The organism is Kitasatospora sp. NPDC058170, assembly GCF_042883905.1.
In the GTDB taxonomy this organism is placed as follows: domain Bacteria; phylum Actinomycetota; class Actinomycetes; order Streptomycetales; family Streptomycetaceae; genus Kitasatospora.
Window position 1 is genome coordinate 29,552 of sequence record NZ_JBHVUV010000036.1, and the last position, 26,679, is coordinate 56,230.

A 26,679-nucleotide genomic window follows, 5' to 3' on the forward strand; every position below is an offset into this window, starting at 1 on the left:
GTGGTGGTGTCCGTCCGGACGGCCGCGCAGGTCGGCGGCCGTCCGGGTCAAGGCCTAGAGGCCCTTGAGGATGGTCTCGATCTGGTCGAGGACGTTGGTCGAGGTGCCGTAGCGGTCGCTGGTGGCGTAGGTGACCGGGACGACCTTGCCGGCCTGGACGGCCTTGAGGTTCTTCCACGACGGCTGCTTGTCGAGGTCCTTGGTGTCCTGGGGGACCTCGCCGGTGGCGGCCGTCCTGGGCACCAGGATGATGTCGGCGTCCGCGAGGACGTCGATCTTCTCGGTGGAGTAGGTGACCTCGTGCTCGGCCGGGTCGGTGGAGGCCTGGGAGAACTTGGCGCCCGCGTCGGCCAGCACCCGGCCGACCCAGGAGCTGCTGGTGTCGACCAGGAACTCGCCGCCGCCGTAGGAGGAGGCGATGGTCCACTTCACGGAGTTGAGCTTGGTCGCGTAGTCCGTCTTGATCTTCGCGGCCTTGGCCTCGTAGTCGGACTTCAGCTTCTTGAACTCCGCCTCCTTGCCGACGGCGGTGGCGATCTTCTCCTGCGCGTTGAGCAGGTCGACCGGCTTGTCGACGCCGAAGTACAGCGTGGGGGCGACGCCCTCGAGCTTCTTGATGCCCCAGTCGAAGGCGCTGGCGCCCTCGACCACGATCAGGTCGGGCTTGAGCGAGGCGACCTTCTCGATGTTGATCTCGATGCCGGAGCCGATCGGCTCGATCTTCTTCGCGGCGTCGGTCTGCGAGGGCAGCAGCTCCATCGGGTTGTTGTCGTCGATGGTGCTGGTGCCGACCGGCTGCACGCCGAGGTCCAGCAGCGCGCCGGTGGCGTAGGAGACGCTGACGATGCGCTTGACGCCGGCCGGGACGGTGATCTTGCCGTTGGTGGCCTCGACCACGACCGGGCCCGACGCGCCGCCCGAGCCGGCCGGGGCCGCGGCGTCCTTGCTGTCGCCGTTCGAGCCGCAGGCCGCGAGGGTGAGCGCGGCGGTGACGGCGGCGGCGCCGACTCTGACGCTGCGGGAGGTCAGGGCACGGGTGTTCATGGTTCTCCTTGGAAGTGGTACGCGGTGCGCGGCGGGTTCGCGGCAGGTCGGGCGAGCCGCCGGAGTTCGGGAGCCCGGTGCGGGCGGTGCCGACGGTTCTGAGGCTGGGGGTGGCTCTCAGACCCGGGTCAGGTACGCCGACCAGGACAGGACGGTGGGTCCGGTGCCGATGTCGGCCAGGTCGGCGAACTCGGCCCGGGCGCCCCGCCCCCGCCAGATCTCGACCAGGTGCATCAGCCGCATCGAGTCGAGGCCCAGGTCGCGCAGGTCCTCGTCGTCTGCGATGTCCTCCGGGCGCTCGCCGAGGATGTCGGCGATGTCCGCCCGGACGGTGTCCGGGTCGAACCCCTTCGGGCCAGGTGCGGTGTCGGTGCTCATGCGGGAGGTCCGTTCGGTTGCGGAGGTGGGCGGTCCGGCGGGATCGGGGCCCGGGGGCCCCTGATCGGTGCTCAGCCGGCGACGCCGAGGCGGTTGTTCTGGGCGCGCAGCTGGTGGCCGGTCTGTCGCAGCAGCAGCGAGTCGCAGATCTCGCCGGAACGGACGGCGAGGGTCGAGAGCAGCGAGGAGGTGATCCCGTGGGTGTGCTCGGTGCCGCCCTGGAGGTAGATGCCCACGTCGACGTGGTCCTCGGTCAGCACCCGGTGGTCGCGGTCGACGCGCAGCCGGCCGGACTCGTCGGTGAGGCAGGCGGGGGCGAGGTCGCCGAGCAGCTCGCGCGGGTCCACGTGGGTGTAGCCGGTGGCGAGCACGACGGCGTCGCAGGCCAGCACCTGCTCCTCGCCCGTGGTCAGCGAGCGGACGCGCGCGCTGACGCCGTCCGCCTCGTGGCCGACACCGGTCAGGCGGTTGGCGTTGAGGATCCGCAGGCGCTCCGTGCCGGCCACCTTCTCCTGGTAGACCGTCCGGTACAGCTGCTCGATCAGGTCGCCGTCGACCACCGAGTAGTTGGTGTTCGCGTGGTAGCCGAGCAGCGCCCGCTTGGCCTCCTCGGACGCCCCGTAGAACTCGTCCACCGCGGAGGGGTCGAAGATCCGGTTGGCGAAGGGGCTGTCGTCCGCCGGGCTGTAGCCGTAGCGGGTGAGGACGGCGCAGATCTCGGCGTCGGGGAAGGTGCGGTGCAGGTACTCGACCGTCTCGGCGGCCGACTGGCCGGCGCCGACGACGGCGATGCGGCGGTGGCGCAGCTGCTGGCGGGCCAGCGCGGGCGCCTTCACCAGCAGGTCCCGGGTGTGCCAGACGCGCTCGCCCACGGTGACGCCCTCGGGCACCCGCGGGGTCAGTCCGGTGCCCACCGCGATGTTCCGGGCCCGGCGGACCTCGCGGTCCCCGCCGGAGACGGCCTCGGAGACGACCTCGACGCTGTCGATCCGGCCGTCCGACTCCACCGGGCGGATCGCCGTGACCCTGCGGCCGTAGCCGGTCTGGTCGGCGAACTCCGCGGCGCACCACTCGAAGTAGTCGTGGAACTCCAGGCGGGTCGGGTAGAAGGACTTCAGGTTGATGAAGTCGACCAGCCGCCCCCGCTCCTGAAGGTAGGTCAGGAAGGTGAAGCGGCTGCGCGGGTCGCGCAGGGTCACCAGGTCCTTGAGGAAGGACACCTGCATCGTGGCGCCGTCGAGCAGCATGCCCCGGTGCCAACCGAAACGTTCCTGCTTCTCCAGGAAGCGGACCTGCATCGACTGCTCGGGGTTGCGCCGGTTGTGGTCGTCGATCGCGATGGCCAGGGCCAGGTTGGCGGGGCCGAAGCCTATGCCGACCAGGTCGTCGGCGCTGCCGCCTCCGTAGATTGCGCCGTTCTCGCGCGACATGACTCGTCCTTCCGTCCACTGCTGCTCGTTCGCGGACCCGGAGATGAGCCTCCGGGACTTGAAACCCCCGGCGAGACCACCGAAGACCGTTTGGTTAGGCTTGCCTAAGTTCCCTTATCGGAGCGGCAGAGTCAAGTTCGGGACCACCGGCCGCACCCCTCCCGCACCCCTCGGGACCTGCCCGAACGGGGTCATGCCAGGCATGGTCGCCCCCGAAGCACCCCGCCCCGGCGGCGGGACGGCCGCTCACCGCAGGGCGAGCTCGCCGGGCACCGGGCTCCGCGACCCGGCGCCCTGAGCCGCCGTCCGCCCGCCCGCCGAGGGGACGCCCGCCGAGGGGACCACCTGCGTCCCCGGGGCCGAGGCGCCGAAGGCCCGCAGCACCGCGTACGGCACCCGGCCGTCCAGCACCCGCACCGCGCCCACCCCCGAGCGCAGCGCCGCCAGACAGGCCTCCATCTTCGGCACCATCCCCCCGGCCAGACCCGGCATCAGGGCCGCCAGCTCGTCGGACGTCAGCCGGGGAATCACCTCGCCGTCCGTGGGCCACTCCCGGTAGAGGCCGGGGACGTCGGTGAGCATCAGGAACATGTCCGCGCGCAGCGCACCCGCCACCGCGGCCGCGGCCGTGTCGGCGTTCACGTTGTAGACGTTCCCGTCCCCGCCCGGAGCCACCGACGACACCACCGGGATCCGGCCGTCCGCGAGCAGGGACTCCAGCAGCGAGGGCCGCACGGACACCACGTCCCCGACGAGCCCGATGTCGACCCGCTCGCCGCCCACCACCGCGAACCGCTTCGCCGCGGTCATCGTGTGCGCGTCCTCACCCGTCATCCCGACCGCGAACGGCCCGTGGGCGTTCAGCAGTCCGACGAGTTCGCGCTGGACCTGACCGGCCAGCACCATCCGCACCACGTCCATGGCCTCGGGCGTGGTCACCCGCAGGCCGCCGGCGAACGAGGAGGCCAGCCCCAGCCGGTCCAGCTGCGCACCGATCTGCGGACCGCCGCCGTGGACGACCACCGGACGCAGCCCCGCGTACCGCAGGAACACCACGTCCCGGGCGAAGGAGGCCTTCAACCGCTCGTCCACCATCGCGTTGCCGCCGAACTTCACGACGACCGTGGAACCCCGGAAGCGCCGCAGGTCCGCCAGACACGTCTGGAGGTCGGGGGGATACCGCTCGGCCCCGGACCGACCCAAGTCGGAAGGGTTCACGCTCTCTCCGCCCACCAGTCCCCCGCGCCAGCGATCTGGACCCGTACGGCGCTGGCTGCGCCGCAACCCGATTCCCCGGTCCGGCAGCCGCACTGGAAGCGGTCCGACCCTCCCGGACAATTAGGCAAGGTTTACCTTACATCCCCTCTCCGACCCCGTCACGACCGCTGCCCCACCGAACCGCCGACGAGGCGGAACAGCGGGGCAGCGGGCGGTGGAGCGGTGGGGCGGTTGGGGCGGTGGTTCGGCCGTCAGCCCCAGTTGCCCACCAGCGGGCGGTCGCCGTAGTTGCCGAACGTCGCGCTGTAGACGGTCAGGTCGCTGCCGACCGCCGCCCCGAAGAAGGTCCGGTCGTCCGGCCGGTAGACGCCGACGGTGTCGATGCCGGTGCCGTCCCAGTCGCCCTTGACCGGGATGTCCCCCGGGTTGCCGTACTTGATGTCCCGGACGTGCTCGGTCCGGTTGGAGTCGTTGAGGTAGAAGTGCTGCGTCGTGGGGTCGTAGACGGCCACCGTCGTCGTGCCGTTGCCGTCCCAGTCACCGACCAGCGGGGTCCAGCCGGGGTTGCCCAGCTTGATCCAGTCGGTGACGGAGGCGTTGTCGTCGCTGAGGTAGAAGGTCTGGTCACTCGGCCGGTAGACGCCGATGGTGGTCCGCCCGTCCCCGTTCCAGTCGCCGGCCAGCGGGGTGTCGCCGATGTCGCCGAACTGCAGCGGGGCGGCCGGGGTGCCGTCGGCGTTCGCCAGCACGAACTCCCGGGTGTCCGGCCGGTAGACGCCGACGGTGTCGGCGCCCGGCCCGTTCCAGTGGCCGGTGAGCGGGCGGTCGCCGGGGCGTCCGAAGGTGGTCTGGGCGATCGTCACCCCGTTGTGGGAGCCCTCGGCGAAGACCTGGTCGGCCGGGCGGTGGACGCCGACCGAGGAGGGGCGCCGGGTGGGTGTGGCGTTGATGATCTCCTTGCCGGTCTTCTCCTGGTGGGCGGCCGTCAGCGGCACCCGGGCCGGGATCGCCGCACCGGTCCAGCGGAAGGGGTGCAGGTAGACGACGCGCGGGTCCTGCGCGGCGGCGGCCCGGTACTCGGCGTTGAGCTGCACCAGCGGCACGTCGGTGACGGCCTCGCAGTTGTCCGAGCCGCCCGGCCCGACGAGGGTCTCGGGGTAGAGCATGAGGTGCTGGTCGGGCGAGGCGAGCTTGGTCTTCATCACGGCCAGCAGGTCCTGGACGTTGCCGCGGCCCAGGCAGTACTGGTTGGCGCTGACGATGTCGACGCCCCGGGGGGCCGGGTTGGTCCCGGGCCCGGCGCGCAGGCTCCCCTGGTCGTAGTCGAAGATGAGCAGCTTGTCGGGGAAGGCCGCCCGGATCTGGTCGGCCTGCGTCTGGACCTGCTGGGGAGTCATCAGCCGCCAGTAGGCCTCGTCGGCCAGGTAGACCGCGCCGATCTTGTCCATGTTGGACCCGATCCTGGCGACCAGCCCGGCGAGGTTCGCCGCGGCGTCCTCCCGCGGCTCGACCCTCCGCCAGTCGACCTTCCTGACGACCTCGTGGTTGACGTCGATCACGCAGGAGGCCGGCAGGCAGCGGTCCAGGAAGTCCAGCCGGGGGTCCTCGTCGCGCAGGTAGCCGTTGAAGTTGGTCCAGGAGGCCACCTCGGCGGTGTGGTCGGCGCCGTTGTCCTCGTTGGGGTCGCGGATGTCGTAGTACCCGTAGTAGCCCAGCCCGCCGAGCATCGACACCCGCAGGTCGTCGACGGTCGTGACCTGGCCGGCCGCCGACTGGTGCGAGCCCAGCACGACGTACCCGTCACGCGGCAGCTCGGCGGCGGTCGGACCGGAGAAGACCGTCACGCCGTTGACCGTCACGGTCGCCCGCTTCGCCGAGCCGCTCGCCACCGCGACGGACACCGCGTAGGAGGGCGCCGCCGGGACGGCCGGCAGCGCGGTCGCGGCGCCGCCCTGGTGGAGCGCCAGCCCGCCGTCGGCCCGCACCCGCAGACCGAGCGCCACGTCGGGCGCGTCCACCGCGCCCGTCCCGTTGGAGGCGCGGCTGACGGCCAGCGAGGCCCAGTCGGCGCTGGTGGTGCTCCCGACCACCGGCGTCAGCACCGCGTGCACGGTGTAGCGGCCGTCGAGGTCCGCGGTGGCGGGCTTGGTGAGGCGCACCGCGGCGGTGCCCCGGGGGAAGGAGAGCACGTTCGGGTGGGCGGGGGTGTTCACCTGCGCCGCGCCCGGGACGGGGTCGGCGACCAGACCGGCGACCCCGGACTCGGGGGTGTAGTTCGCGGAGACCAGGCTCGGCTGGCGCGCGCTGAGGTCCTGGTTGAGCCCGAAGTCCGCGGCCGCGGCGGACGCGCCGTCGAAGGTGTCGACCAGGGGCTTGGCGGTCGCGCCGACGGCGGTGTCGACCCGGCTGACGGACAGCCCGTTCCCGGCGCCGTCACCGAAGGTGGTGACCTTGGAGGGGGCGGCGGCGAGGTACGCGCCGAGGTAGAGGAAGGCGCTGCTCGGCCAGCGGGTGACCCCGGCCGGGGCGGTGGCGGTCAGGGCGGTGCCGTTCACCGTCAGGGCGACCGACCGGTCCGCGCCGGTGGAGACGGTGAGGGAGACCGCGTAGCTGGCGGCCGGGGCGACGGTGCCGGTCCAGAACGGGGTCTCGCCGCCACCGCCGTGGAAGAGGCTCAGCCGGCCGTCCGAGGTGACGGTCAGTCCGAGGTCCACGTCGGCGCCGGTCACGTAGCCGGTGCCGCGGTGGCTGCGGCTGAGCACGATCGAGGCCCACTCGCTGCTGGTGGTGTCGCCCACCGAGGGGTCGACCACCGTGGAGACGGTGTAGTGGCCGCCGGCGTCCGCGACGGCGGGCGCGCCGAGCATGACGGCCGACAGCCCCTTCGCGAAGACCAGCCGGCCGGGGTGGTCCGGGTGGCTGACCTGGACGCACCACGGGTCCGCCGGGGTGGCGGTGTACCACTTGCCGGAGACCCGGGTGTAGGAGATCGGCCGCTGACCGGCCGGCGGCGCCTGCCGGGCCCCGAGGCCGACGTTGAGCCCGTAGAACGGGTCGGTGTCGAGCGAGGGGTCCTGTTGGAAGGTGTCGGTGAAGGCGCGGGCGGTGGTCAGGTCCGCCGGCACCGGTCCGTCAGGCGTGGCGGCCGAGGCGGTACCCGGTCCGGCGGGTATCAGGGCCAGGGTCAGTACCGAGGCCGCGGCGGCGAGCGCGCGGCGGGCACGTTGGGCGAACATCACCGAGTCTGTCTCCCGATCATCGGATCGTCAGGTCGGCGACGCGCGACGCGCCGCCGACAGGGGCGGGCACGCTGGCGCACCACGACGCGCCCCACGACGCGTCCCTCCCCCGCGCCGGATCATAGGGGGTGGATGCGAACGGCCTTTGCGGGTGGCGCGATTCGGGGCCTCAACCCGGGATCTTCGGGGCGGATCGGAGGCTCCCCGTCCACATCCGGCCATCCGGCGGGACCACCCGGACGGGCCTCACGCCGGACGGGGGGCGAGCGCCGGAGTCCGGTCGCGCGCCACCGCCGTCCGTCCGCGCGGGCGGCGGTCAGGACCCGCCGGTCCCCTTCAGGCAGAACTCCTTGTCCGCGTGCTCGCCCAGGTAGCCCGCGCCGATGAGGCCGGCCACGTCGAAGGTCATCAGGTTGTGGTCGACCGGCTTGAGGTCCGGGTCGAGCCACTGCTGGAGGCCGTTGCCCGGCTGGGAGAAGGCGCCCGCGATGTGGCCCTGCTGGACCTTGAACGGCTTCCGCACCTCGAAACAGTGGTAGTTGGCGTCACCGGTGTTCAGCGAGTCCGGCGGAAGGGCGCGCTGGGCGAACGGCGTGCCGCCGGGGGCCAGGAACCTCCCCCGCTCGTTGGACCCGAAGCGGTCGAGCTTCTTCCCCACCGCCAGGGTCACCTCGTTCATGTCGAGGTCGCCGCCGTTGTCGGTGAAGCCGTTGTGGTCCGGGTACTTCCAGCCCCGCCAGTCCCGGTACCAGTCCAGGAACCGCACCGGCGTCACCCCGCCCAACCGGTCGTAGTCCACCAGCAGCCGCTTCACCACCGGGTCCGTCGGCAGCGTGACCGGGCCGAGCTCCGGCCGGGAGCAGAGGTACCTGTCCGCACCGGGGTCGCGGACCGGGGGGACGCCGTCGCATTCACTGATCGGCACCCGCTGGGAGGGGGACGACTGGGCGACGGCGGTACCGGTCGCGGCCAACCCGGTCAGGGGCAGGACGACCGCCATCGAGAAGGCGGCGAGAGCGGGGCTGCGCATGGGCGGTTCCGTTCGGGAGGGGGGTGGGATCACCGTGGCCGGCGGCCCGCACGGCGGGCCCTGCGACGGCGTGCACGCGCACAGTGGCACGCAGCCCTACCGTTTGTGTGCGGATGACCCTTCCGCCCCCACTGCGCCCACTCGTTCGGCCCCACCCGCCGGGCGCGGCCCGCGCGAACGCGAGCACCGCCGGACGGCCACCGCCCACCCGCCGGCCGCACGCCGGCCAGCCGCCGACCGCACGGGGTGCCTCCGGGCCGACGCCCGCTGGCTACGCTCGACGGCACCGGGTGCACGCCGCGAGCGACGTCGTCCGGCCGGCCTCGCGCGAGGCGCCGATGCTCGACACGTCACACTCGACACGCGACAAGGGCGAACGTGAACAACCCACTTCAGGACCCGGGCTTCCTCCGGAACCCGTACCCCGTCTTCGCGGCACTCCGCAGCACCTCGCCGGTCCAGGAGCTCCCCGGAGGCGGAGGACGGTCGAGCTACCTCGTCACCGGCCACGCCGAAGCCAGGGCCGCCTTCACCGACCCCCGGCTGTCCAAGGACACCGCGGCCTTCTTCGCCGGCAAGGACACCGGACGCAACCTGCACCCGGCCGTGTCCCGGAGCATGCTGGCCACCGACCCGCCCCGGCACACGCGGCTGCGGAGCCTGGTGACGAAGGCGTTCACGCCGGGCGCCGTCGCCCGCCTCCGCCCCTACATCGCCCGCGTGACGGACGAGTTGCTCGACGCCTGGGTGCCCGGCGAGCCGACCGACGCCATCGCGGGCCTCGCCGTCCCGCTGCCGGTCACCGTCATCTGCCAGCTCCTGGGAGTCCCCGCCACCGACCGCGCGGCGGTGCGCACCTGGTCCAACGAACTCTTCGCCGCCGGACGGCCCGAACGGATCGACGCCGCCTCGCACGCCGTCGCCGGCTACCTGGCCGAGCTCGTCGAGGCCAAGCGCCGCACCCCCGGTGACAGCCTGCTCGACGACCTGATCCGGGCCCGCGACGGCGGGGACCGGCTCAGCGAGGACGAACTCGTCTCGCTGGCAGTGCTCCTGCTCGTGGCCGGGCACGAGACCACCACCAACCTGATCGGCAACGGCCTGCTGGCCCTGCTGCGGACGCCGGATTCGCTGCACCGTCTGCGGGACGAGCCCGACCTGGTCGACGCGGCCGTGGAGGAACTCCTCCGGTTCGACTCCCCGGTGAGCACGGCCACCTTCCGGTTCGCCACCGAGGACATGACCCTCGGCGGCACCGGGATCCCCGCGGGCTCCCCGGTACTCATCGCACCCGGCGCCGCGAACCGCGACCCCGCCCGCTTCCCCGCCCCGGACCGACTCGACCTCGACCGGGACACCCGGGGCCACCTCGCCTTCGGACACGGCATCCACCACTGCCTCGGCGCACCCCTCGCCCGCGCCGAGGCCGCCATCGCGTTCCGGCGCGTCGCCACCCGCTTCCCCCGGCTCCGCCTGGCCTCACCCGGCGCCGAGCCGCAGTGGCGGCACACCCGCCTGCTGCGAGGCCTTGAGGCACTGCCCGTCCTGCCGTAGGTCCTGTCGCAGGTCCTGCCCGGGATGCACCCGGCCGGCCCTCGGCACCGGCCGTTCCACTGCGTCTGGCGCGGGCGCACTCGACTGGGTGATCATGTCCTGACGCCCTGTCATATTCCTCTGCCGAGAAGGTGTTCGCCATGCTGGTCGACTGGCCCGCCGAGACGTTCGTGCTCCGTCTGCACCGCATTCCCGGCCTGGTGGCGGGTGCCGCACCAGGGAGTCCGGAGGGCACCCCGGTGGTGCTCGCACCCGAGAGCGGCGGCGACGGCGAACAGTGGGTGGCCGAGCGGTTCCGGGTCATCAACCACAGGATCCGGCACGCCGCCACGGGCCTCTACCTGACCGCCGAGGGGACGGGCAGGGGTGCCACGGTCACCCTGCGGCCCAAGTTCCCCGACACCGGCAGCGATTCCTCGTACTGGCGGCAGGCCTGGCGGGCTTTCGTCCAGCGCGACACCGGCCGGCTGATGGCCCTCCACGACTCCTCCAACTGCCTCCTCGGCCTGGCCGACCCGGCCGCCGAGCGCCCGGGCGGACCGCTGATCCTGGAGAAGGGCGCCGGGGCCGAGGACCGGTCCTGCACCGCCTGGGCACCCGCGCCCGTCGCGCCGCCGCAGCCCGCACCCGCCCCGGCGCCGAAGGCCACCGACCTGCCGGTGGGAACGGGCCGGGTCCGGGTGCCGGCCCGCCGCTACGAGAAGGACGTGCGGACCATCGAGCAGATCTTCGATGCGACCACCTTCCGGGAGGTCCCCGGTGAGCTTCTCACTCCGGGCACCCGCATCGAGACCTTCGACTTCGACCAGCACTCCCAGGGCGACTGGTACCGGGAGGGCCGGGAGGGCAGCCTGGTGGCCTTCACCGACAGCTACGAGCGGGCCGGCTCGGTGCGCAAGGCCTTCCACCGGCTGCCGGGGGAGCCCGCCCGCTACGTGGACGCCGACGAGGTCGACGTCCACTACGTCCCGCCGAAGCTCGTCGCCCGCACCAACTTCCCCGCCGCGCTCTTCGACGACTACAGCGGTTCCCTCGTCCGGACGCCGTACCGACTGGCCAACGGACACGGCTTCTACAACCGGCCGTCACGCCGCGAGGGCCTCTACTTCCCCAAGCGTGACGGCGCCGGCACCGTCGTGCAGTGGAACAAGACCTGGATCGCGGACAACGACACCTCGTCCAAGGTCTTCCTCTGCTTCGACGGCCGCTACTTCATCGACCAGATGGACATCACCTGGGCCGACGGCGAGAAGAGCTGACCCGTGTGGTCACTCGCCCTGGCCGGCGCTTCCCATCGGGCCGATCTTCACCGGGGATCCGCTGCCGTCCGTGGCGGGCAGCGTGCCGGCGCCCGGCCAGGGCAGGGTGACCGGCTGGGTCTCGTCCGGCGGGGTCACCACCAGGTGGGTGACCCGGACGCCGGAGCCGCCCGAGGTGTTGGCCGGGTAGCTGATGCCGAAGTACGTCGACTTGCCGTCCTTCACGACGCCCGCGACGACCGGCTCGCCGGAGCGCTTCGCGGACAGCGTGCCCGCGGAGGTCTTCAGGTCGACGCCCGCGTAACCGGAGAGGGTGCAGTCCTTGCCGCTGTGGTTCTTCAGCTCAACCACGACGGTGTTGGCGCCGTCGCCGTCGATGGTGCGGTCCGCGGCGGTGATGGTCAGGTCCGCGGTACGGCACTTGGCGGTCTTCCCGGCCCCGGGGGAGCCGGCCGGTGCGGCGGTGGACGGTGTGCTGCCCTTTCCCGGGGCGGCGGTGGACGGGGCGCCGGACGCCGGTGTGCCGCTGGACGGGGCGCCGCTGGGGGAGGCACTGGTGGACGCGGTCGGGGCGGCACCGGTCGGGGCGGCACCGGTCGGGGCGCCCTGGGCCGTGCCCGCCTCGTCGTCCTGGCAGGCGGCAAGCGAGAGCGCGGCGGCGACGGCCAGAGCGGCGAAGGCGAGCTTGCGGACGCGCATGGTGTTTTCCTCCGAGTGGGACAGCGGTGCCTGGTGCTCGGTGCGAGCGGGTTTCCGAAGACCAGGACCGCCCGCCCGGACGAGCCGTTCCACCTGAACGGGTCTCAGGACAGTGCTGTGACATAAGCGGCCGCGAACCACCCGCGCCCCCGACCGCCGCCCCGGGCCACGCCCCCGCCCGTCGGCCCGTCACCGCCACTCCTCACCGGGCTCCTGCGGCGTGCCCGGCACGTCGGACGGGCTAAGCCGACATGCCGACGGCGCGCACCCGTGGCGATCCTTCTGTGTGAGGTGTCAGCTCACAGCCGCTCGCAGCACAGGAGGTTCCGATGAGCAGTGCGGAGGTGCCGGCGGACGACGCCGGGCGATCGAGCAGCGCCAGGGCTGCGGACGCTGCGCGGGCAACGGCCGGATCACAGAAGATCACCTGGTTGACGCTGGCGCTGATGACGACCAGCTCCGTCGCGAGCCTGCGATCCTCGCCCACCATGGCGGTGTACGGCCTCGCCTGTGTCTTCCTGTACCTGGTGCCGGCCATCGTGTTCCTGCTGCCCACCGCGCTGGTGTCGGCCGAGCTGGCCTCCGGCTGGAGCGGAGGGGTCTACAACTGGGTGGCTGAGGGGCTGTCGAAGCCACTGGCCTTCCTCGCCGTCTGGTGCCAGTTCGCCATGACGATCTTCTACTACCCCAGCCTGCTGGCTTCGTGGCCAGCACGATCTCCTACGTGATCAACCCGGCACTGGCCAGCAACGGCGTCTACACCGCGATCGTCATCGTGGTGCTGTACTGGACCGGCGTCTGGGTGTCCTCCCGCGGCACGAACGCCGTCGCGGGGCTGGCCTCCGGCGGCCTGATCATCGGCACGCTGATCCCCGGCACCTTGCTGGTCCTGCTCGGGTTCGTCTTCCTCGGCCAGGGCAACGCCTCCGCCGCACCGATGAACGCCTCGCACATCCTCCCCGAGTGGACCGGCATCGCCAGCCTGGTGCTCATCGTGAACAACTTCCTCAGCTACTCCGGCATGGAGATGAACGCGGTCCACGTCAACAAGCTCCGCGACCCGGCCAAGGAGTTCCCGAAGTCGATGTTCCTGGCCATGGGCATGGTGCTGCTGATCTTCATCCTGCCGGCCCTGGCCATCAGCTGGGTCATCCCGGCCGACCAGCTCAGCCTCACCGCCGGAGTCATGCAGGCCTTCGACGCCTTCTTCCAGTACTTCCACATCGGCTGGCTGGTCCCGATCGTCGCGTTCGCGCTCTGTGCCGCCTCGCTCGGCGGAATGCTCACCTGGCTGGCCGGCCCGTCCAAGGGCCTGCTGCTGATCTCCCGCCAGGAGGGCTACCTCCCGCCCTACCTGCAGAAGCTCAACAAGCACGGCATCCAGCAGAACATCCTGGTCACCCAGGGCCTGCTCACCACGGTGATCGCCCTGCTGTACGCGCTGATCCCGAACGTGTCCAGCGTCTACTGGATCTTCTCGGTGATCACCACCCAGGTCTACCTGATCATGTATCTGCTGATGTTCCTCGCCGCCATCCAACTGCGCCGCAAGCTGCCGGACCACCCCCGCGGCTACCGCGCGCCGATGCTCACCACGCTCTGCGTGGTCGGCTTCGTCGCCTCCGCGCTGGCCATGGTGATCGGCTTCATCCCGTCCTCCCAGTTCGGCGGCGGCAGCGGCTGGGCGTACGTCGCCATCGTCGGCGGCGGCCTGCTGCTCCTCGGAGTGGTCATCCCCTTCGGCTTCCTGAAGGCACGCAAGCCCAGTTGGCGCCAGCCCGACACGGACGCCGTGCCGGTGGACGGAGGCATCGCATGAGCCCCACCCGGATGTGGTCCCAGCACCGCTGGATCTACATCGGCGCGATCGTGGTGCTGGCCACCATGATGATCATCGGACTGTTCACGTACACCCAGCAGAAGGCCACCAACGAGGCCCACCGAAAGGCGAACCAACTGAACGACGCCCTCGTCGCCGACGGCTTCGCCTCCCGGAACGTCGAGAACATCGCCCTCACCCTCGGCACCAGCGGAGGCGCCGTCTGCGACGACCCCAACTCGGCACTCAGACGCGCCCTCTGGCTGGTCCAGCTCTCCAACGGAGCCGGTGGCCCCGGGATGCGTCCCGTCATCGTCGACCAGCGGATCCTCGAGGCAGGCGCCGAGGTGGTGAAGGTGTACTGCCCGGACCGGCTGGACGACTACCAGAAGAAGATCAGCGACCTCAAGACCTCAGGCGTGGTCAATGACTGAGCCCGGGCCGGCGAGCGACCCGGTCGGCGACCTCGGGACGGTGGAGTGAGCACGGACGCCGCCGGCACCCCCGCCGGGGCACCCGCCCGGGCGTCCACCGGAGTGCTGGCGGCCACCTGCGTCTCCGCCTTCGTCGTGAACGCGAACACCTCCGCGGTCAGCATCCTGCTGCCGGCCATCAGCGAGGACACCGGCGCCTCCCTGGCCACCCTCCAGTGGGCGGTGACCGGTTACTCGCTGGTCGGTGCCGCCGTCATCGTCACCTCCGGCGCCCTGGGCGACATCTTCGGACGGCGCCGCATCTTCCTCGGCGGACTCCTGCTGTTCGTGGCCTCGTGCGTGCTGATCGCGCTCGCCGACGGCGGGGGGCTGGTGATCGCCGGCCGCGCGATCCAGGGCGCGGCCGGCTCGACGATCCTGGCCTGCGGGCTCAGCCTGCTCTCGGCGGGCGTCTCCGGCGAGGCGCAGATGCGCTCGGTGTCGCTGTGGGGCGCGGCCTCGGCCGCCGGGGCCGCCGCCGGGCCACTGCTCGGCGGCGTGCTCGTCGACAGCACCGGCTGGCAGGGGCTGTTCTGGATCGACGCGGGCATCGCCGCCGCCTGCGTGCCGCTGACCCTGCGCACCGTCCCGGAGTCCCGAGACCCGTCGCGCCCGCACTCCGTCGACCTCGCGGGGACGGCCTTGGTCGCCACCATCCTCGTCCCGTTCGTCTTCGCCGTGACCGAGGGCGCCGACTGGGGCTGGCTCAGTGCCCCGACCCTGGTGTGCTTCGCGATCTCGGCCGCCGCCGTGGTCGGGTTCGTCGTCGTCGAGACGCGCGTGCACACCCCGTTGATCGACCTGGCTCTGCTGCGCAACACGTACCTCGTCGGCGCGAGCGTGGCCATCCTCGTGGTGGCCGGCTGCATCAACGCGGTCATGTACATCTGCAGCCTGTACTTCCAGAACCCCGCGGGCCTGGGCATGACCCCGCTGGAAGCGGGATTCGCCACACTGCCCGCGGCGGCGGGCATCGTCGTGACCGCTCCCCTGATCACACCCTTCGTCGACAAGGTGGGCGCCCGGAACGTGATCGCGGTGGGCTTCGGCATCGCGACCGCCGCGTTCGCCGTGCTCGTCTTCGTCCACGCCTCCTGGGCGTACGCGGCCTTCGTCGGACCGCTGGTCGTCCTCGCGGTCGGCCTCGGCCTGGCGAACGGCCCCTCCTCCTCGGTGGCCACCGCCAGCGTCCCGGACGACCAGGTCGGCGCCGCCTCCGGGATCTCCAACATGGGCCGCTACGTCGGCGCGGCGGTCCTCACCGCCGTGACCGCAGCCATCTTCAACTCGGTCTACAGCCGCCACCAGGCGGCAGGCGCGACGGCCTCGGACGCACTGGCGACCGGGTTCGCCCGGGCCTCCATCGGACTCACCCTCTTCTGCGCGTTCGGCATCGCCCTGGCCCTCCTCGTCGGCCGCATCCGCCCTTCCGGCCCCCCGACCGCCGCCCACTACGCCGCGGCCGCCGCCGCGACCTCCCACACAATCCCGACCAGACCGACCACCGCAGCAGCCGAGAACCCTCCGACCGACGCGACGTCATAGCCGCCTCAGCTCCTCTGCCCCGGCAAGGCTTCCCTGCTGCAGCAGGAGCGCGCCCACCCTCGTCTCACGGCAGCCAGCGGGCGGCCTGCTCTTTTGTCACCCGCGCGGCTTCGACGTACCAGAGCCCGTTCGGCTTGTCCCAGCGGGCTTTGAGGAGTGCCTTGGCCTCGGCCTCGTCGCGGCGTTCCGCCCGGATCTCCGCCTGCACGGCGGCCAGCAGCTCGGCCACCGGATAGGGCCTCTCGACCTGTGTCCTACGTATGCGCTCCCCCGGTGCATGCGCACAGCGCTTCGCCCACTGGGCGGAGTTCGCCGGACACCGGCACCGGCTTCCGGGAGTCCAGGGGATCGACCACCGTGCCCGCGCAGGGCTCCCCCCCCTCGATTGACACTGGCAACGCATAGGCTTTGACGCGCACCAGGCCGACGCAGGAGAGGCTTCCCATGTCCCACCCGGACCGCCCCGACTTCCACATCAAGCTTCCCGGCGTGGACCTCGTCGCACGCGGGCGGCTTCTCGACGAGGTCGGCAACAACGGCTCGCCCAAGTTCCTGCTGCTGGAGGGGTCGTCGGTGACAGCCACCGACTGGCCCAAGCTGGGCGACTACGGCCGTCGGCTGCGCGCCGAACTGCGGTCCGACTGGTCGCTCGTGGACGACCGCCCCGGGTACTGGGCGGCGAACCGCGACATCGAGTGCAACTCGCCCTCTGCCGCCGCCACCGTCGTGCTCGGCTACAACGCCGGCGGCCCCGAGACGTGGCGGACCACCGAGGGTCACCCCCTCGCCGACTACCTGCCCGGCAGTTGGCGCATCCCGCACAAGGCGTGGCTGGTGCGCGGCTCCAATGTGTCCGGGCACAACCTGGTGCGGCAGCTCTGGCTGGCCGACGGGATCGTCTCGCTCTCCGGCGCCCACCTCCCGCCGCTCGACGAGGCGGACCCGACCAAGAGCGCCCTGCGCAACTACGTCGAAGAAGGCTACGAGGGCTCCGCCACGTACAACCAGAAGCGCGGTCTGGTCGACGACATCCACGCCTTCCTGACCCAGATGCGGCCCGGCGACACCGTCGTCACCCTCGCCGACGGCGTGCTCCATCTCGGGGAGATCGACGGCCCGGCCGAGCAGACCGACTCCCCGGGCGGCCTGTCCAACCTGCGGCGGAAGACCGTCTGGCAACCGGAGGGCCTCCCGTACGAGGACCTGCCGGAGGAGGTGCAGCAGAAGCTGTCGGTCCAGCACGACGTCGTCGACCTCACCCCGGTCGCGGACGTACTCGCCCGGCTCATCACGCCGGTGACGGTCTCGGTACCCGCCGCCGACGTGGAGCAGCCGAAGGAGCTCTCCCTTCCTCCGGTCACGGCCGCCCTCGCCGAGGACCTGCTCGTCCACGACCTCGCCTGGCTGGAGGAGGTCCGCGAACTCCTCTGGGAGGAGCGGCAGCTGGTCTTCTACGGTCCGCCCGGCACCGGCAAGACCTACCTGGCCATGAAGCTCGCCGAGCACTTCGGCGGTGGCCCGGAGCAGGTGAAGCTGGTCCAGTTCCACCCCTCCTACGCCTATGAGGACTTCTTCGAGGGGTTCCGGCCCACCGAGGACCCGGAGACGCACGACGTCGCCTTCCGGCTCAGCGCCGGGCCGCTGCGCGAACTCGCCGACCTCGCCTCCCTCGAGGGCAACCGTCACCTCCCCCACTTCCTGATCATCGACGAGATCAACCGGGCCAACCTCGCCAAGGTCTTCGGCGAGCTCTACTTCCTGCTCGAATACCGCAAGAAGTCGGTCCGACTGACCTACTCCGGCGACGACTTCGCCCTCCCGCCCAACCTCTTCGTCATCGGCACCATGAACACGGCCGACCGCTCCATCGCCCTCGTCGACGCCGCCATGCGACGCCGCTTCGCCTTCGTGGAGCTCTCCCCGCGCACCGAGCCCACCCGGGGCCTGCTGCACCGCTGGCTGGAGCGCGAGCAGCTGGGCTCCGAGCCCGGCCGTCTCCTCGACGCCCTCAACGACCGGATCGGCGACCCCGACTTCGCCATCGGCCCCTCCTACCTGATGAAGCCGGGCATCCACGCGGACGACCGGCTGCGCCGCGTCTGGCGGACGAAGATCCTGCCGCTGCTGGAGGAGCACCACTACGGCGAGGGCGAGGACATCGAGGGCCGCTACGGACTCGACGCCCTGCGGAAGTCGCTGCCGTGAACCCCGACGGCGGGGCCGCCGCCGACATCTCCCTGCGCGAGCACGCCCCCGCCCGTTCCGTGCCTCTGGACGCCGCCACCGGCCGGGCATTGGCCGCCTCGGGCGTCCTGAAGAGCGCCGTACCGGATCCGTACCAGGATGGGCACTGGCTGCTGCGGGCCGGGAGCCTGGTCGGCGCGGTCCGGATCCCCGTGCCCGGGACCGGGCCCGCGCTCGCCGTCCGGATAGCGCCCAAGACGCCCGTCCAGCGGCTGTTCTTCCTCCTCGGCTTCAGCCTCGACCCGGCGAAGGCCTGGCGGCAGGGCCGGGACGGCACGGTCGACGCGGGGGCGTACGAGGACGTGGTGCCCGCCCTCGCACACGCCGTGGAGCGGCAGATCGACGCGGCACTGCGGCAGGGCGTCCTCCAGGGCTACCGGCGGACGGAGGAGTCGGCGCTCGTCGTGCGCGGCCGGATCCGCGAGGCGGAGCAGATCCGCCGGCACTTCGGCCGCACCCCACCGGTGGAGATCGCCTACGACGCGTACACCGCCGACATCCCGGAGAACCGGATCCTGCGGGCCGCCGCCGAGACCCTGCTGCGGCTGCCGGGCGTGCCCGGCCCGGTGCGGCGGCGCCTGGCGCACCAGCGGGTGCGCCTGGCCGACGCGGAGCCGCTGGTGCGCGGTCACGCCCTGCCGGACTGGACCGCGTCCCGTCTCAACGCCCGCTACCAGCCCGCGCTCCGGCTGGCCGAGGCGCTGCTGGCCGGCACCACGCCGGAGCACCGGCCGGGCGAACTCCGCCTGGACGGCTTCCTGTTCGACATGAACGCGCTCTTCGAGGACTTCGTCACCGGCGCCCTGCGGGAAGCGGTACGCGAGCACGGGCTCTCCGCCCGCCTCCAGGACCGGCACCACCTGGACACCGCCCGCCTCGTCCGGCTGCGCCCCGACCTGGTCGTGTACGCCGCCGACGGCCGGACGCCGGTGGCCGTCGTCGACGCCAAGTACAAGACGGAGAAGGGCGGTGCCCACCCGAACGAGGATCTCTACCAGATGCTGGCCTACTGCACGGCCCTCGGCCTGGACGAAGGCCACCTGGTGTACGCGGCGGGCCGGGTGAGCAGTCGTGTCCACGAGGTGCGCGGCGCCACCGGCCCCGGCGGACGGGGTATCAGGATCCACCAGCACGCCCTCGAACTGGACGCCGCCCCTGCGGAGCTTCTGACGGTCCTCCGCGGCCTGGCGGCACGCGTGGCCGGCGCCGACAGCCGTCTGGGAGCATGACCGGACGAACTCCCCATGCCGGCCCCGTCCGGCACGCTCGCAGTGATTCCGCGGGCAAGGAGGTTGTCGAAGATCACGGTCCCCACCGCACATGGGGTGGGGCGCCGTAGCCCCGGTCCCCGCATCACCGGCACCACCGGCACCGGGTGCGCCCTGGTGCCGGCACTTACCGGCCAGCCGGCACCGGACGGGGTTCCAGAAGCGATGTTTCCGCAGGTCAGCGCACCCGGCCGCGCGGCTTCAGCGGGATGTCGGGGAGTCCGGGGGCGCGCAGGCGTGCGCCGTCGTAGCCGTGGACCTCGCCGAAGCGGGAGGTCTGTTCCCAGTCGTTGCGGGCCTGGAGGATCTCCTCGCCGGAGCGGCCGATGAAGTTCCACCACATGACCAGCTTCTCCTCGAACGGCTCGCCGCCGAGGAGGAGGACGGAGGCGTCCGTGCGGGCCAGCAGGGGGAGTTCGCGGCGGCCGCAGCCGAGGTAGAGCATCGAGCCGGGCTCGACGCGGACGCCGTCGACGTCGACGCTGCCGGACATGGACAGCACCGCGTACTCGAAGCCGGGCTCCAGCGGGAGTCGGAGGTCGGCGCCCTCGGTGAGGGCGAGGTCGGCGCCGGTGAGGGGGGTGTAGGCGGTGCCGGGGGAGGTGGCGGTGTCGAGGGTGCCCATGATGACGGTGCCGCGCAGGCCAGGGGCGGTGACGACGGGCAGCTCGGCGTGGTGCTCGAAGGCGGGGGCGGTGTGCCGGTGGGCGTCCGGGAGGGCGACCCAGAGCTGGGCGCCCTCCAGGAAGCGGGCGTGCGGGCGCGGGGACTCCTCGGAGTGGGAGATCGCCCGGCCGGAGGTCATCAGGCCCAACTCGTAGGGGCGGACGGTCTGCAGGCTGCCGAGGCTGTCGCGGTGCAGCACCTCGCCCTGGTGCAGCCAGCTGACCGTCTGCAGGCCCATGTGCGGGTGCGGCGGGACCTGCATACCGGGCTCGTCGGCGATGTCGTCCGGGCCGTAGTGGTCGACGAAGCACCAGGCGCCGACCATCCGCCGGCCGAGGCTGGGCAGCAGCCGGCGGACGACGGTGCTCTCGCCCAGCGGGACCTGGCGGCCGGTCAGCAGTTCCTTCACCGGGCCGGTGTCGGCCTCGCCGCCGCAGCGGCTGGGTGCGGGCTTGCGGTCGAGGTTGCTCATGGCGCTGGTCCACCACCGTACGGGTCGGGGCCGGCCGGGGGCCGGGGGTCGTTCCCGATCATGCAGTACCGGGCCGCGTTCTGCGAGCCCCGCCGGACCGGGCCCGACCCCTCAGAGCCCCAACCTCCCAGAGCCCATCCGGGCGCTCAGTGCGCGCAGCCCCAGGGCGCGTCCGCCGTGGCCGCGTCGGCGAGCGCACGCAGGTTGCGGACGGCCTCGGCCGGGTCCGCCGCGCCGTACACCGCCGAACCGGCCACGAAGACGTCCGCGCCGGCCTCGGCACAGCGCTCGATGGTGCTCGCGGAGACGCCGCCGTCCACCTGCAGCCACAGCTCCAGGCCGTGCTTGTCGATCAGCTGCCGGGTGCGGCGGATCTTCGGCAGCATGATGTCCAGGAAGGCCTGGCCGCCGAAGCCGGGCTCGACCGTCATGATCAGCAGCATGTCCAGCTCGGGCAGCAGGTCCTCGTACGGCTCGATCGGCGTGGCCGGCTTGAGCGCCATGGACGCGCGGGCGCCCTTGGCCCGGATCTCGCGGGCCAGCCGGACGGGTGCGGCGGCGGCCTCGACGTGGAAGGTGACGGATCCGGCCCCGGCCTCGACGTACTGCGGCGCCCAGCGGTCCGGGTCCGCGATCATCAGGTGGCAGTCGAGCGGGATGTCGGTGGCCCGGGCGAGCGACTCGACGATCGGGACGCCCAGGGTGAGGTTGGGCACGAAGTGGTTGTCCATCACATCGACGTGCAGCCAGTCCGAGCCCCTGACGGCCTCGGCCTCGTCGGCGAGCCGGGCGAAGTCCGCGGACAGGATGCTGGGGTTGATCTGCGCCATTTCCGTTGCCTTCACACGAGGGTCGGGGTGTCCGGGAGCGGGCACCCCGGCCCATCATCTCGCGGGGCGCTGGCGCAAAGTGAACAGTGAGACCTCCCCGTGACCCTCGTCACACCCTATGCGCAGTATCGTGACCGCGCCGTGGCCCCCGCCCGCGCCTCCCCGTCCCTTCGAGGAAGGTCTTCCGTTGGCCGATCTGGTCCACCCCGCCCGGGCCCTGTGGTGGCTCTTCGAGCCGGTGCACGCCGTCACCTACTTCTCCCCCGAGGGCCGTGCGGCCTTCGAGGCGGCCGGACTGCGCGGCGGCTGGCGCGGCTACTTCGCCGGCCGTTCGGCGCCGCTGGGCGCGGTGGACGCGCCGCCGGTGATCGCCGCGTTCTTCAGCTTCGCGCCCTCGACGGTGGAGCGCGCCCTGCCGGACGTCTGGGCGCAGGCCGCGCCCGAGGCCGCTCTGGCCGCCCGGGTCGAGGGCTCCTCGGCGGCGCTCGCCCGGCTGCTGGAACACGTGAAGCCGGAGCAGATCGAGCTGGTGGCGGACCTGTTGGAGCAGGCCGTCGCCCGCCTGGACTGCGGCGGCCGGGTGCTCGCCGCCGCCAACGCCGCCCTCCCCCGCCCGGTCGGCCCGTACGGGCGCCTCTGGCAGGCCGCCACCGTGATGCGCGAGCACCGGGGCGACGGGCACGTGGCCGCGCTGGTCTCGGCCGGGCTGGACGGCTGCGAGGCGCTGGTGGTGCGCTCGGCGCTGGACGTGCGCCGCGAGGTGCTGCAGCCGCTGCGCGGCTGGACGGACGAGGAGTGGGAGGCCGCCACCGCCCGTCTGGTCGAGCGCGGCTGGGTGACCGAGCGCGGCACGATCACCGAGTGCGGCCGGATCCGCCACCAGTCCCTGGAGGCCGCCACCGACCTGGCCGCCGCCCGGGTCTGGGAGGGCTACCCGCGCGCCGAGCTCGACCGGCTGGCCGCCGCGCTCAAGCCGATCTCGGCGCTCTGTCGCACCTCGCTGCCGCCCATCAACCCGATCGGCCTGCCCGCCGCGACGGCGTAGCGGGCGCGGGCGCCGTCCGGTCCCGGCGAGGCCCGACGGGTTCCCGACGGGTCCCGCCGGGCGCTCGGCGAGGCTACTGGAGGCCCTGGGCCGGGGGACCGAGCACGATCCCCCGGCCCGCCGAGAACCGTTCGAACCGCCGCCACGGCACGTGCGCGTAGTCCTGCGACTCCCCCGCGAAGCCGGACGGGTTGTGGATCACCAGTCCGGTCCCCGTGGCGCCGACCACCAGCACCAGGTGCCCGCCCCGGCGTTCCGGCTCCGGCCCGCGCGGGTCGCGGATCGCCGGGTGCACCGACACCATTGCCAGCCGCCCCCGGGCCACCTCCGCCGCGGCCTCGGCGGCCGGCAGCTCCGCCCGGGTCTGCGCCGCCAGCCCCCACCGCTGCCGCACGTACCCGGCGAACGGCTCGTGGACGAGCCCCGCGAGCCGGTCCCCGTCCCGTACGTAGGCCCCGGCCTCGACCAGCTCCCCGGCCAGCGCCACCGCCGCCGGCGCGACCCCCCACCAGTAGTCCAGGGCCATCCGCAGGCACGCCACCCCGCACAGCCGCCACGACCAGAACGCGTACTCCTCGGGTGTCCGCGCCCCGGACTCCCCCCACCGCGGGTCGTCCTCGGCGTGCACCGCGCCCTCGATGATCTCCCGTACCAGCCCCGCCGATTCCCACTGCGCGTAGTACGGCACCTCGTGAATGACCGCCTCACCATCCGCCATTCCCCGACGCTCTCACGCCGGACGGGCGGGGCCGGTCCACGACACCTGTTCAGCGGCCGGGCTCGCCGCCCACCGGGCCGTACCGGGACCGGCCGGACCTGACCGGGTCCGCCCCCGGCCGGAGCTGACCGGCTCGGCCCCGCCCGGCGGGACCGGGCGCTCCTTCAGCGCCGGTTGTTGGCCGGACCGGCCTCCGACACCGCCGCGTCCGCCGCCGCCTTCACCCGCGGCGTGCCGCCGGAGTCCTCGCTGAAGTTGATGAACAGCGCCCGCGTGTGGACCAGATAGCGGTGCTGCAGCCCCCGGAAGCCGGAGTCCGTGACACGGCTGATGTCCCGGTCGTCGCAGAGCTGCGACCCCGCGCCCTCCTGGGGGCACCAGAGGCCCCAGTCCCCGGAGGAGGAGTCGTCGAGCGCGTCGTAGGCGGTCTGGGCTGTCGCCTTGTCCGCCATCGGTACGACCCAGACGGAGACCAGGATCTCGTTGGCCTCGTCCACGTAGGACCCGGTGACGACGATGTCGCAGCCGGAGGCGCGCAGGACCCTGCGGACGGCCTCGTCCTGGGAGTCCCGGACGCACGGGTGCGTGCCGGAGGCCTTCCGGGTGTAGCGCACGTTCCGGGAGTCGGTGAAGGAGGCGGGGAGCAGTCCCGCGGGGGTCAGCGGCGTGGTGTCGGTGGACCGGCGGTCGAGACTCGTGGGGTCGAACACCGGCGAGGGCGTGCGGGTGGTGGGGTTCACGGTCACCACCGGCGTGGTCGGCTTCGGGCTGATCGGGTTCGGGGTGGCCACCGCCGGGCCGGGTGACGGCGGTACGACCGGGTCGTCGGTCGGGCCGGGTGCGGGCGCCGCGCCGGAGGACTTCGATGCGACGCAGAGCACCGACGTGCCCGAGCCGCCGGATCCGCGGATGACCGTGCCCCCGGACCGGTTGCAGCCCTGCTCGGTGTAGACGGACGGCAGCACCACGGTGTGGTCGGCGGCGGCGGAGAAGCACGGGACCTGGACCCAGGGGTCGTCCACGCCGGGTCTCGTGTCGTGGTGGAGGCAGTCGCCCTGTTTGGCGGACCAGGCGTCGTCGGCCATCTTCAGGTGCTCCGTGGCGAAGTTCGCGAAGCCCTGGTTCCAGTGGTAGAGCCCCACGGTGAGGGCCGCGGCCAGGGCGAGCACCGTGGCCCACACGGCCCAGTTCGACGTGGTCGTCGACGGCCCGGCGGGTCCCGCGGGCCCCGGCGGCACGGCCGGGCCGCCGGCCGGGCGACCGGCCAGGCGGTCGGTCGGTGCGGCGTTCAGCAGCTCCAGCCCGCCGGAGGCGTCGGGGCGGTCGCCCGGGTCCTTCTCCAGGAGCCCCTCGACCAGCGGTCCGAGCCGCTCGGCGCGCTCCATCGCGGGCGCCTCGTCGTACGCGACCGCGTGCAGCGAGCCGAGCGGGTTGTCGCGCAGGAACGGCGAGACGCCCTCGACCGCGTGGTAGAGCGTGACGCCGAGTGAGAACAGGTCGCTCGCCGCCTCGCCGGCCTCGCCGCGGGCCCGTTCCGGGGCCATGTACTCCGCCGAACCGATGATCATCCCCGACGGTGTCAGCGTGTTGTCCGTGTGGTGGACGGCGATCCCGAAGTCGGTGAGCAGGACGCCGCCGTCGGCGGCCAGCATGATGTTGGCCGGCTTGACGTCGCGGTGCACGACACCCGCCCGGTGGGCCGTGCCGAGCGCGTCCAGCAGCGCCGCGGCGATGTCCACCACGCGCTCCTCCGGCAGCGGGCCGCGCCGCAGGTGCTCGTGCAGTGAGCTCCCCTCGACGAGCTGCATGACGATCCAGGGCACGCCGTCCTGGATCACGACGTCGTGGACGGTGACGATGTTCGGGTGGTCCCGCAGCCTGGCGGCGTTGCGCGCCTCGCGTTCGGCGCGTTCGAGCCGATCGGCACGTTCACCGGACGAGACCGCCTCCGGCAGGCGCAGTTCCTTCAGCGCCACGTCGATGTGCAGCCACAGGTCGTACGCCTTCCAGACCCTCCCGAACCCCCCGGTGCCCAGCACCTCCAGGAGCCGGTAGCGGTCGCCGATCAGCCGATTCCGATGCTCGAATGCCACGCCGCCCCCGGTCACCACCGGCCGCCCGTCCCCATGGGCCGGCCGGAATGATTTCTGGATTCCCCTTCTACCACGGCCCGCGTCCGTGGGTAAGGGTGCGACTACCGATCGCGAGGAGGCGCGGGGGCGGATGTCCGGCAGCCACCACCCCCGCGCCTCGGTCCGTCAGGTCGCTGCGGGACGCAGCCCTTTCGCGGGGCGCGGCCCTTTCGCTGGGCGCGGCCCTTTCGCTGGGCGCGGCCCTTTCGCGGGCCGCACGCCGGTCAGGCCAGCCGCTTCTCCCCGGCCTTCGACGTACCCTCGGCGGACCAACCCTCGGCGGAGCCAGCCGCGGCGGACCCACCGTCGACCGCCCCACCCTCGACCGCCCCACCCTCGACCGCCCCACCCTCGACCGCCCCACCCTCGACCGCCCCGCACTCGGCCGACGCACCCGACCGGAACGCGAGCCGGGCCGCCGCGCTCCTCCCCCGGCGCTCCACCGGCAGCGAGCCGTGGGCCGCCGCCAGCCCGAACGGCGGCATGTCGAAGTAGACCGCCTCGTACGACCCCTCCGGCACCATGTACGTCTCGTGCCACAGCCCCACGTGCTGCCGGAGCTTGCCCTCGCGCAGCTTGCGGTTGGCGATCCCCCAGACGGTGTGGTGGAACCCGTCCGGCGCGGCCGCGTAGGCGTAGAGCTTCTCCTTGGACTCCCAGTACTGCACCACGTAGTACGTGCGCGGCGACGCGGTCAGCAGGATGCGCGAGCGCAGCCCGCGTTCCGGCTGCTTGGCCAGCTCGTACAGCATCCGCAGCATCGCGTAGTACACCGGACCCCAGTGGTGGACGGCCCAGAAGCGGTTGATGCGCATGCCGATCAGCAGGACCACGGCGTCCCCGGTCACGGCCGAGGTGGTGTAGCCCGGAGTCGGTTTGGCGAACATCGCTGCCTCCAGTTGTCTCCATCCACCATGTAAGCGGTGATTACATCAGCGCACAGAGGTCCGGTCAAGGCTCCACACAGCCCCAACGTCCTTGGATTCAGCGGGGGTTGGCGACGCCCTGGCCGAAGGTGTCCAACACCTGCGCGGCCAGCTCCTCCGCCTTCCCGGCCGGCAGGTACCCGTCGATGATCATCTGGGACAGCCCGTACACCAGCGCCTGCCCCGCCAGCCCCACCAGCGCCGGATCCCCCGGCCGCAGCCGGCCGGCCTCCTGGTCGGCCATGATGAACCCCGCGTACGCCTGGTCGATCCCGGACAGGCGCTGCTCCAACTCCGGCTGCCGGGAGGTCGTGAAGACCCTCGACCGGACCAGCTCGAACCGGTGCGGGTGCTGGAGCGCGTACCGGATGAACCCCAGCCCCATCGCCCGCAGCGCCCCGCCCCCGCCCCCGCTGTCCTCGATCTCGACCCGCTGCCACCGCTCGAAGTCCGCCAGCACCCGGTCCGCGACCTCCGTGAGCAGCGCGTCCCGGTCGGCGAAGTGCCGGAACGGAGCCCCCGGCGACACCCCGGCCCGCCGCGCCACCTCCCGCATCGTCACCTTCTGCTGCCCCAGCTCGTCCAGCAGCCCGAGCGCCGCCGCCACCAGCGCCTCGGGCAGCGAACCATGGTGGTAACCACCGCGCTCAACCGGCCTGTCCGTCATGCGTGCAGTGCTACCACAGCACC

20 protein-coding genes and 2 pseudogenes are annotated in these 26,679 nt (G+C 72.6%); 8 read left to right on the forward strand and 14 right to left on the reverse strand.

Features of this window, described 5'->3' with window-relative positions; translation table 11 throughout:
- Positions 1 to 54: 54 nt before the first annotated feature.
- From ACFVVX_RS31985 to ACFVVX_RS32010, 6 genes are all read right to left on the reverse strand, one after another.
- Positions 55 to 1,044 (reverse strand): ABC transporter substrate-binding protein, encoded by a 990-nt coding sequence (locus ACFVVX_RS31985; RefSeq protein ID WP_387950762.1) that lies wholly within the window; start codon positions 1,042 to 1,044, stop codon positions 55 to 57.
- Between the two features lie 117 nt (positions 1,045 to 1,161).
- Complete coding sequence (locus ACFVVX_RS31990) at positions 1,162 to 1,422, reverse strand: phosphopantetheine-binding protein (RefSeq protein WP_387950764.1); 261 nt, start codon at positions 1,420 to 1,422, stop codon at positions 1,162 to 1,164.
- A gap of 71 nt (positions 1,423 to 1,493) precedes the next feature.
- Positions 1,494 to 2,852, reverse strand: coding sequence for a lysine N(6)-hydroxylase/L-ornithine N(5)-oxygenase family protein (locus ACFVVX_RS31995; RefSeq protein ID WP_387950766.1), 1,359 nt, complete (start codon positions 2,850 to 2,852; stop codon positions 1,494 to 1,496).
- Positions 2,853 to 3,098: 246 nt separating this feature from the next.
- Complete coding sequence (gene argB, locus ACFVVX_RS32000) at positions 3,099 to 4,055, reverse strand: acetylglutamate kinase (RefSeq protein ID WP_387950841.1); 957 nt, start codon at positions 4,053 to 4,055, stop codon at positions 3,099 to 3,101.
- A 266-nt stretch (positions 4,056 to 4,321) separates the two neighbouring features.
- Positions 4,322 to 7,306: a hypothetical protein gene (locus ACFVVX_RS32005; RefSeq protein WP_387950768.1), complete on the reverse strand. Its 2,985-nt coding sequence runs from the start codon at positions 7,304 to 7,306 to the stop codon at positions 4,322 to 4,324.
- 319 nt (positions 7,307 to 7,625) lie between these two features.
- Complete coding sequence (locus tag ACFVVX_RS32010; protein WP_387950770.1) at positions 7,626 to 8,339, reverse strand: TNT domain-containing protein; 714 nt, start codon at positions 8,337 to 8,339, stop codon at positions 7,626 to 7,628.
- Between the two features lie 378 nt (positions 8,340 to 8,717).
- Here ACFVVX_RS32010 and ACFVVX_RS32015 point away from each other — a divergent pair, with 378 nt between their 5' ends.
- Complete coding sequence (locus tag ACFVVX_RS32015) at positions 8,718 to 9,893, forward strand: cytochrome P450 (RefSeq protein ID WP_387950772.1); 1,176 nt, start codon at positions 8,718 to 8,720, stop codon at positions 9,891 to 9,893.
- Positions 9,894 to 10,033: 140 nt separating this feature from the next.
- The gene (locus tag ACFVVX_RS32020; protein WP_387950774.1) at positions 10,034 to 11,152 is read left to right on the forward strand and encodes an RICIN domain-containing protein; all 1,119 of its coding nucleotides are present in this window, start codon (positions 10,034 to 10,036) and stop codon (positions 11,150 to 11,152) included.
- Positions 11,153 to 11,161: 9 nt separating this feature from the next.
- Here ACFVVX_RS32020 and ACFVVX_RS32025 read toward each other — a convergent pair whose 3' ends face one another.
- Positions 11,162 to 11,851, reverse strand: a complete 690-nt coding sequence (locus ACFVVX_RS32025) for a DUF4232 domain-containing protein (RefSeq protein WP_387950775.1) — start codon at positions 11,849 to 11,851, stop codon at positions 11,162 to 11,164.
- 329 nt (positions 11,852 to 12,180) lie between these two features.
- On the opposite strand from ACFVVX_RS32025, the pseudogene ACFVVX_RS32030 reads away from it, so the two are divergent.
- From ACFVVX_RS32030 to ACFVVX_RS32040, 3 genes and pseudogenes are all read left to right on the forward strand, one after another.
- Positions 12,181 to 13,670 (forward strand): annotated as a pseudogene (locus tag ACFVVX_RS32030) (APC family permease).
- Positions 13,667 to 14,104 carry a hypothetical protein gene (locus ACFVVX_RS32035; protein ID WP_387950776.1) on the forward strand — a complete coding sequence of 146 codons (438 nt, stop codon included), beginning with the start codon at positions 13,667 to 13,669 and terminating at the stop codon, positions 14,102 to 14,104. Before ACFVVX_RS32030 ends, ACFVVX_RS32035 begins: the two are co-directional and overlap by 4 nt.
- 45 nt (positions 14,105 to 14,149) lie before the next feature.
- A complete protein-coding gene (locus ACFVVX_RS32040) occupies positions 14,150 to 15,688 on the forward strand; it encodes an MFS transporter (protein WP_387950778.1) in 1,539 nt (512 codons plus the stop codon).
- A gap of 64 nt (positions 15,689 to 15,752) precedes the next feature.
- Here ACFVVX_RS32040 and ACFVVX_RS32045 read toward each other — a convergent pair whose 3' ends face one another.
- Positions 15,753 to 15,917: a DUF5710 domain-containing protein gene (locus ACFVVX_RS32045; RefSeq protein WP_387950780.1), complete on the reverse strand. Its 165-nt coding sequence runs from the start codon at positions 15,915 to 15,917 to the stop codon at positions 15,753 to 15,755.
- A gap of 215 nt (positions 15,918 to 16,132) precedes the next feature.
- Between ACFVVX_RS32045 and ACFVVX_RS32050 the strand changes: the two genes are divergently transcribed.
- Together ACFVVX_RS32050 and ACFVVX_RS32055 are read left to right on the forward strand one after the other, a co-directional pair.
- On the forward strand, positions 16,133 to 17,893 hold the full coding sequence (locus ACFVVX_RS32050; RefSeq protein WP_387950781.1) for a DUF4357 domain-containing protein: 1,761 nt from the start codon (positions 16,133 to 16,135) through the stop codon (positions 17,891 to 17,893).
- On the forward strand, positions 17,890 to 19,161 hold the full coding sequence (locus ACFVVX_RS32055) for an McrC family protein (RefSeq protein WP_387950783.1): 1,272 nt from the start codon (positions 17,890 to 17,892) through the stop codon (positions 19,159 to 19,161). Before ACFVVX_RS32050 ends, ACFVVX_RS32055 begins: the two co-directional genes overlap by 4 nt.
- Positions 19,162 to 19,378: 217 nt before the next feature.
- Here the strand turns inward: ACFVVX_RS32055 and ACFVVX_RS32060 are convergent, their stop codons facing one another.
- Both ACFVVX_RS32060 and rpe read right to left on the reverse strand, forming a co-directional pair.
- A complete protein-coding gene (locus tag ACFVVX_RS32060) occupies positions 19,379 to 20,338 on the reverse strand; it encodes a pirin family protein (RefSeq protein ID WP_387950784.1) in 960 nt (319 codons plus the stop codon).
- A gap of 146 nt (positions 20,339 to 20,484) precedes the next feature.
- The gene (gene rpe, locus ACFVVX_RS32065) at positions 20,485 to 21,168 is read right to left on the reverse strand and encodes a ribulose-phosphate 3-epimerase (protein WP_387950786.1); all 684 of its coding nucleotides are present in this window, start codon (positions 21,166 to 21,168) and stop codon (positions 20,485 to 20,487) included.
- A 187-nt stretch (positions 21,169 to 21,355) separates the two neighbouring features.
- Here rpe and ACFVVX_RS32070 point away from each other — a divergent pair, with 187 nt between their 5' ends.
- Positions 21,356 to 22,213 carry a hypothetical protein gene (locus ACFVVX_RS32070; protein WP_387950787.1) on the forward strand — a complete coding sequence of 286 codons (858 nt, stop codon included), beginning with the start codon at positions 21,356 to 21,358 and terminating at the stop codon, positions 22,211 to 22,213.
- A gap of 73 nt (positions 22,214 to 22,286) precedes the next feature.
- Here ACFVVX_RS32070 and ACFVVX_RS32075 read toward each other — a convergent pair whose 3' ends face one another.
- From ACFVVX_RS32075 to ACFVVX_RS32090, 4 genes and pseudogenes are all read right to left on the reverse strand, one after another.
- Positions 22,287 to 22,931 (reverse strand): C39 family peptidase, encoded by a 645-nt coding sequence (locus ACFVVX_RS32075; RefSeq protein ID WP_387950788.1) that lies wholly within the window; start codon positions 22,929 to 22,931, stop codon positions 22,287 to 22,289.
- 164 nt (positions 22,932 to 23,095) lie between these two features.
- Complete coding sequence (locus tag ACFVVX_RS32080; RefSeq protein WP_387950789.1) at positions 23,096 to 25,024, reverse strand: protein kinase; 1,929 nt, start codon at positions 25,022 to 25,024, stop codon at positions 23,096 to 23,098.
- A gap of 422 nt (positions 25,025 to 25,446) precedes the next feature.
- Positions 25,447 to 25,950, reverse strand: a pseudogene (locus tag ACFVVX_RS32085) (DUF4188 domain-containing protein); the annotation flags it as partial.
- Between the two features lie 97 nt (positions 25,951 to 26,047).
- Complete coding sequence (locus ACFVVX_RS32090) at positions 26,048 to 26,656, reverse strand: TetR/AcrR family transcriptional regulator (RefSeq protein WP_387950790.1); 609 nt, start codon at positions 26,654 to 26,656, stop codon at positions 26,048 to 26,050.
- Positions 26,657 to 26,679: the final 23 nt, after the last annotated feature.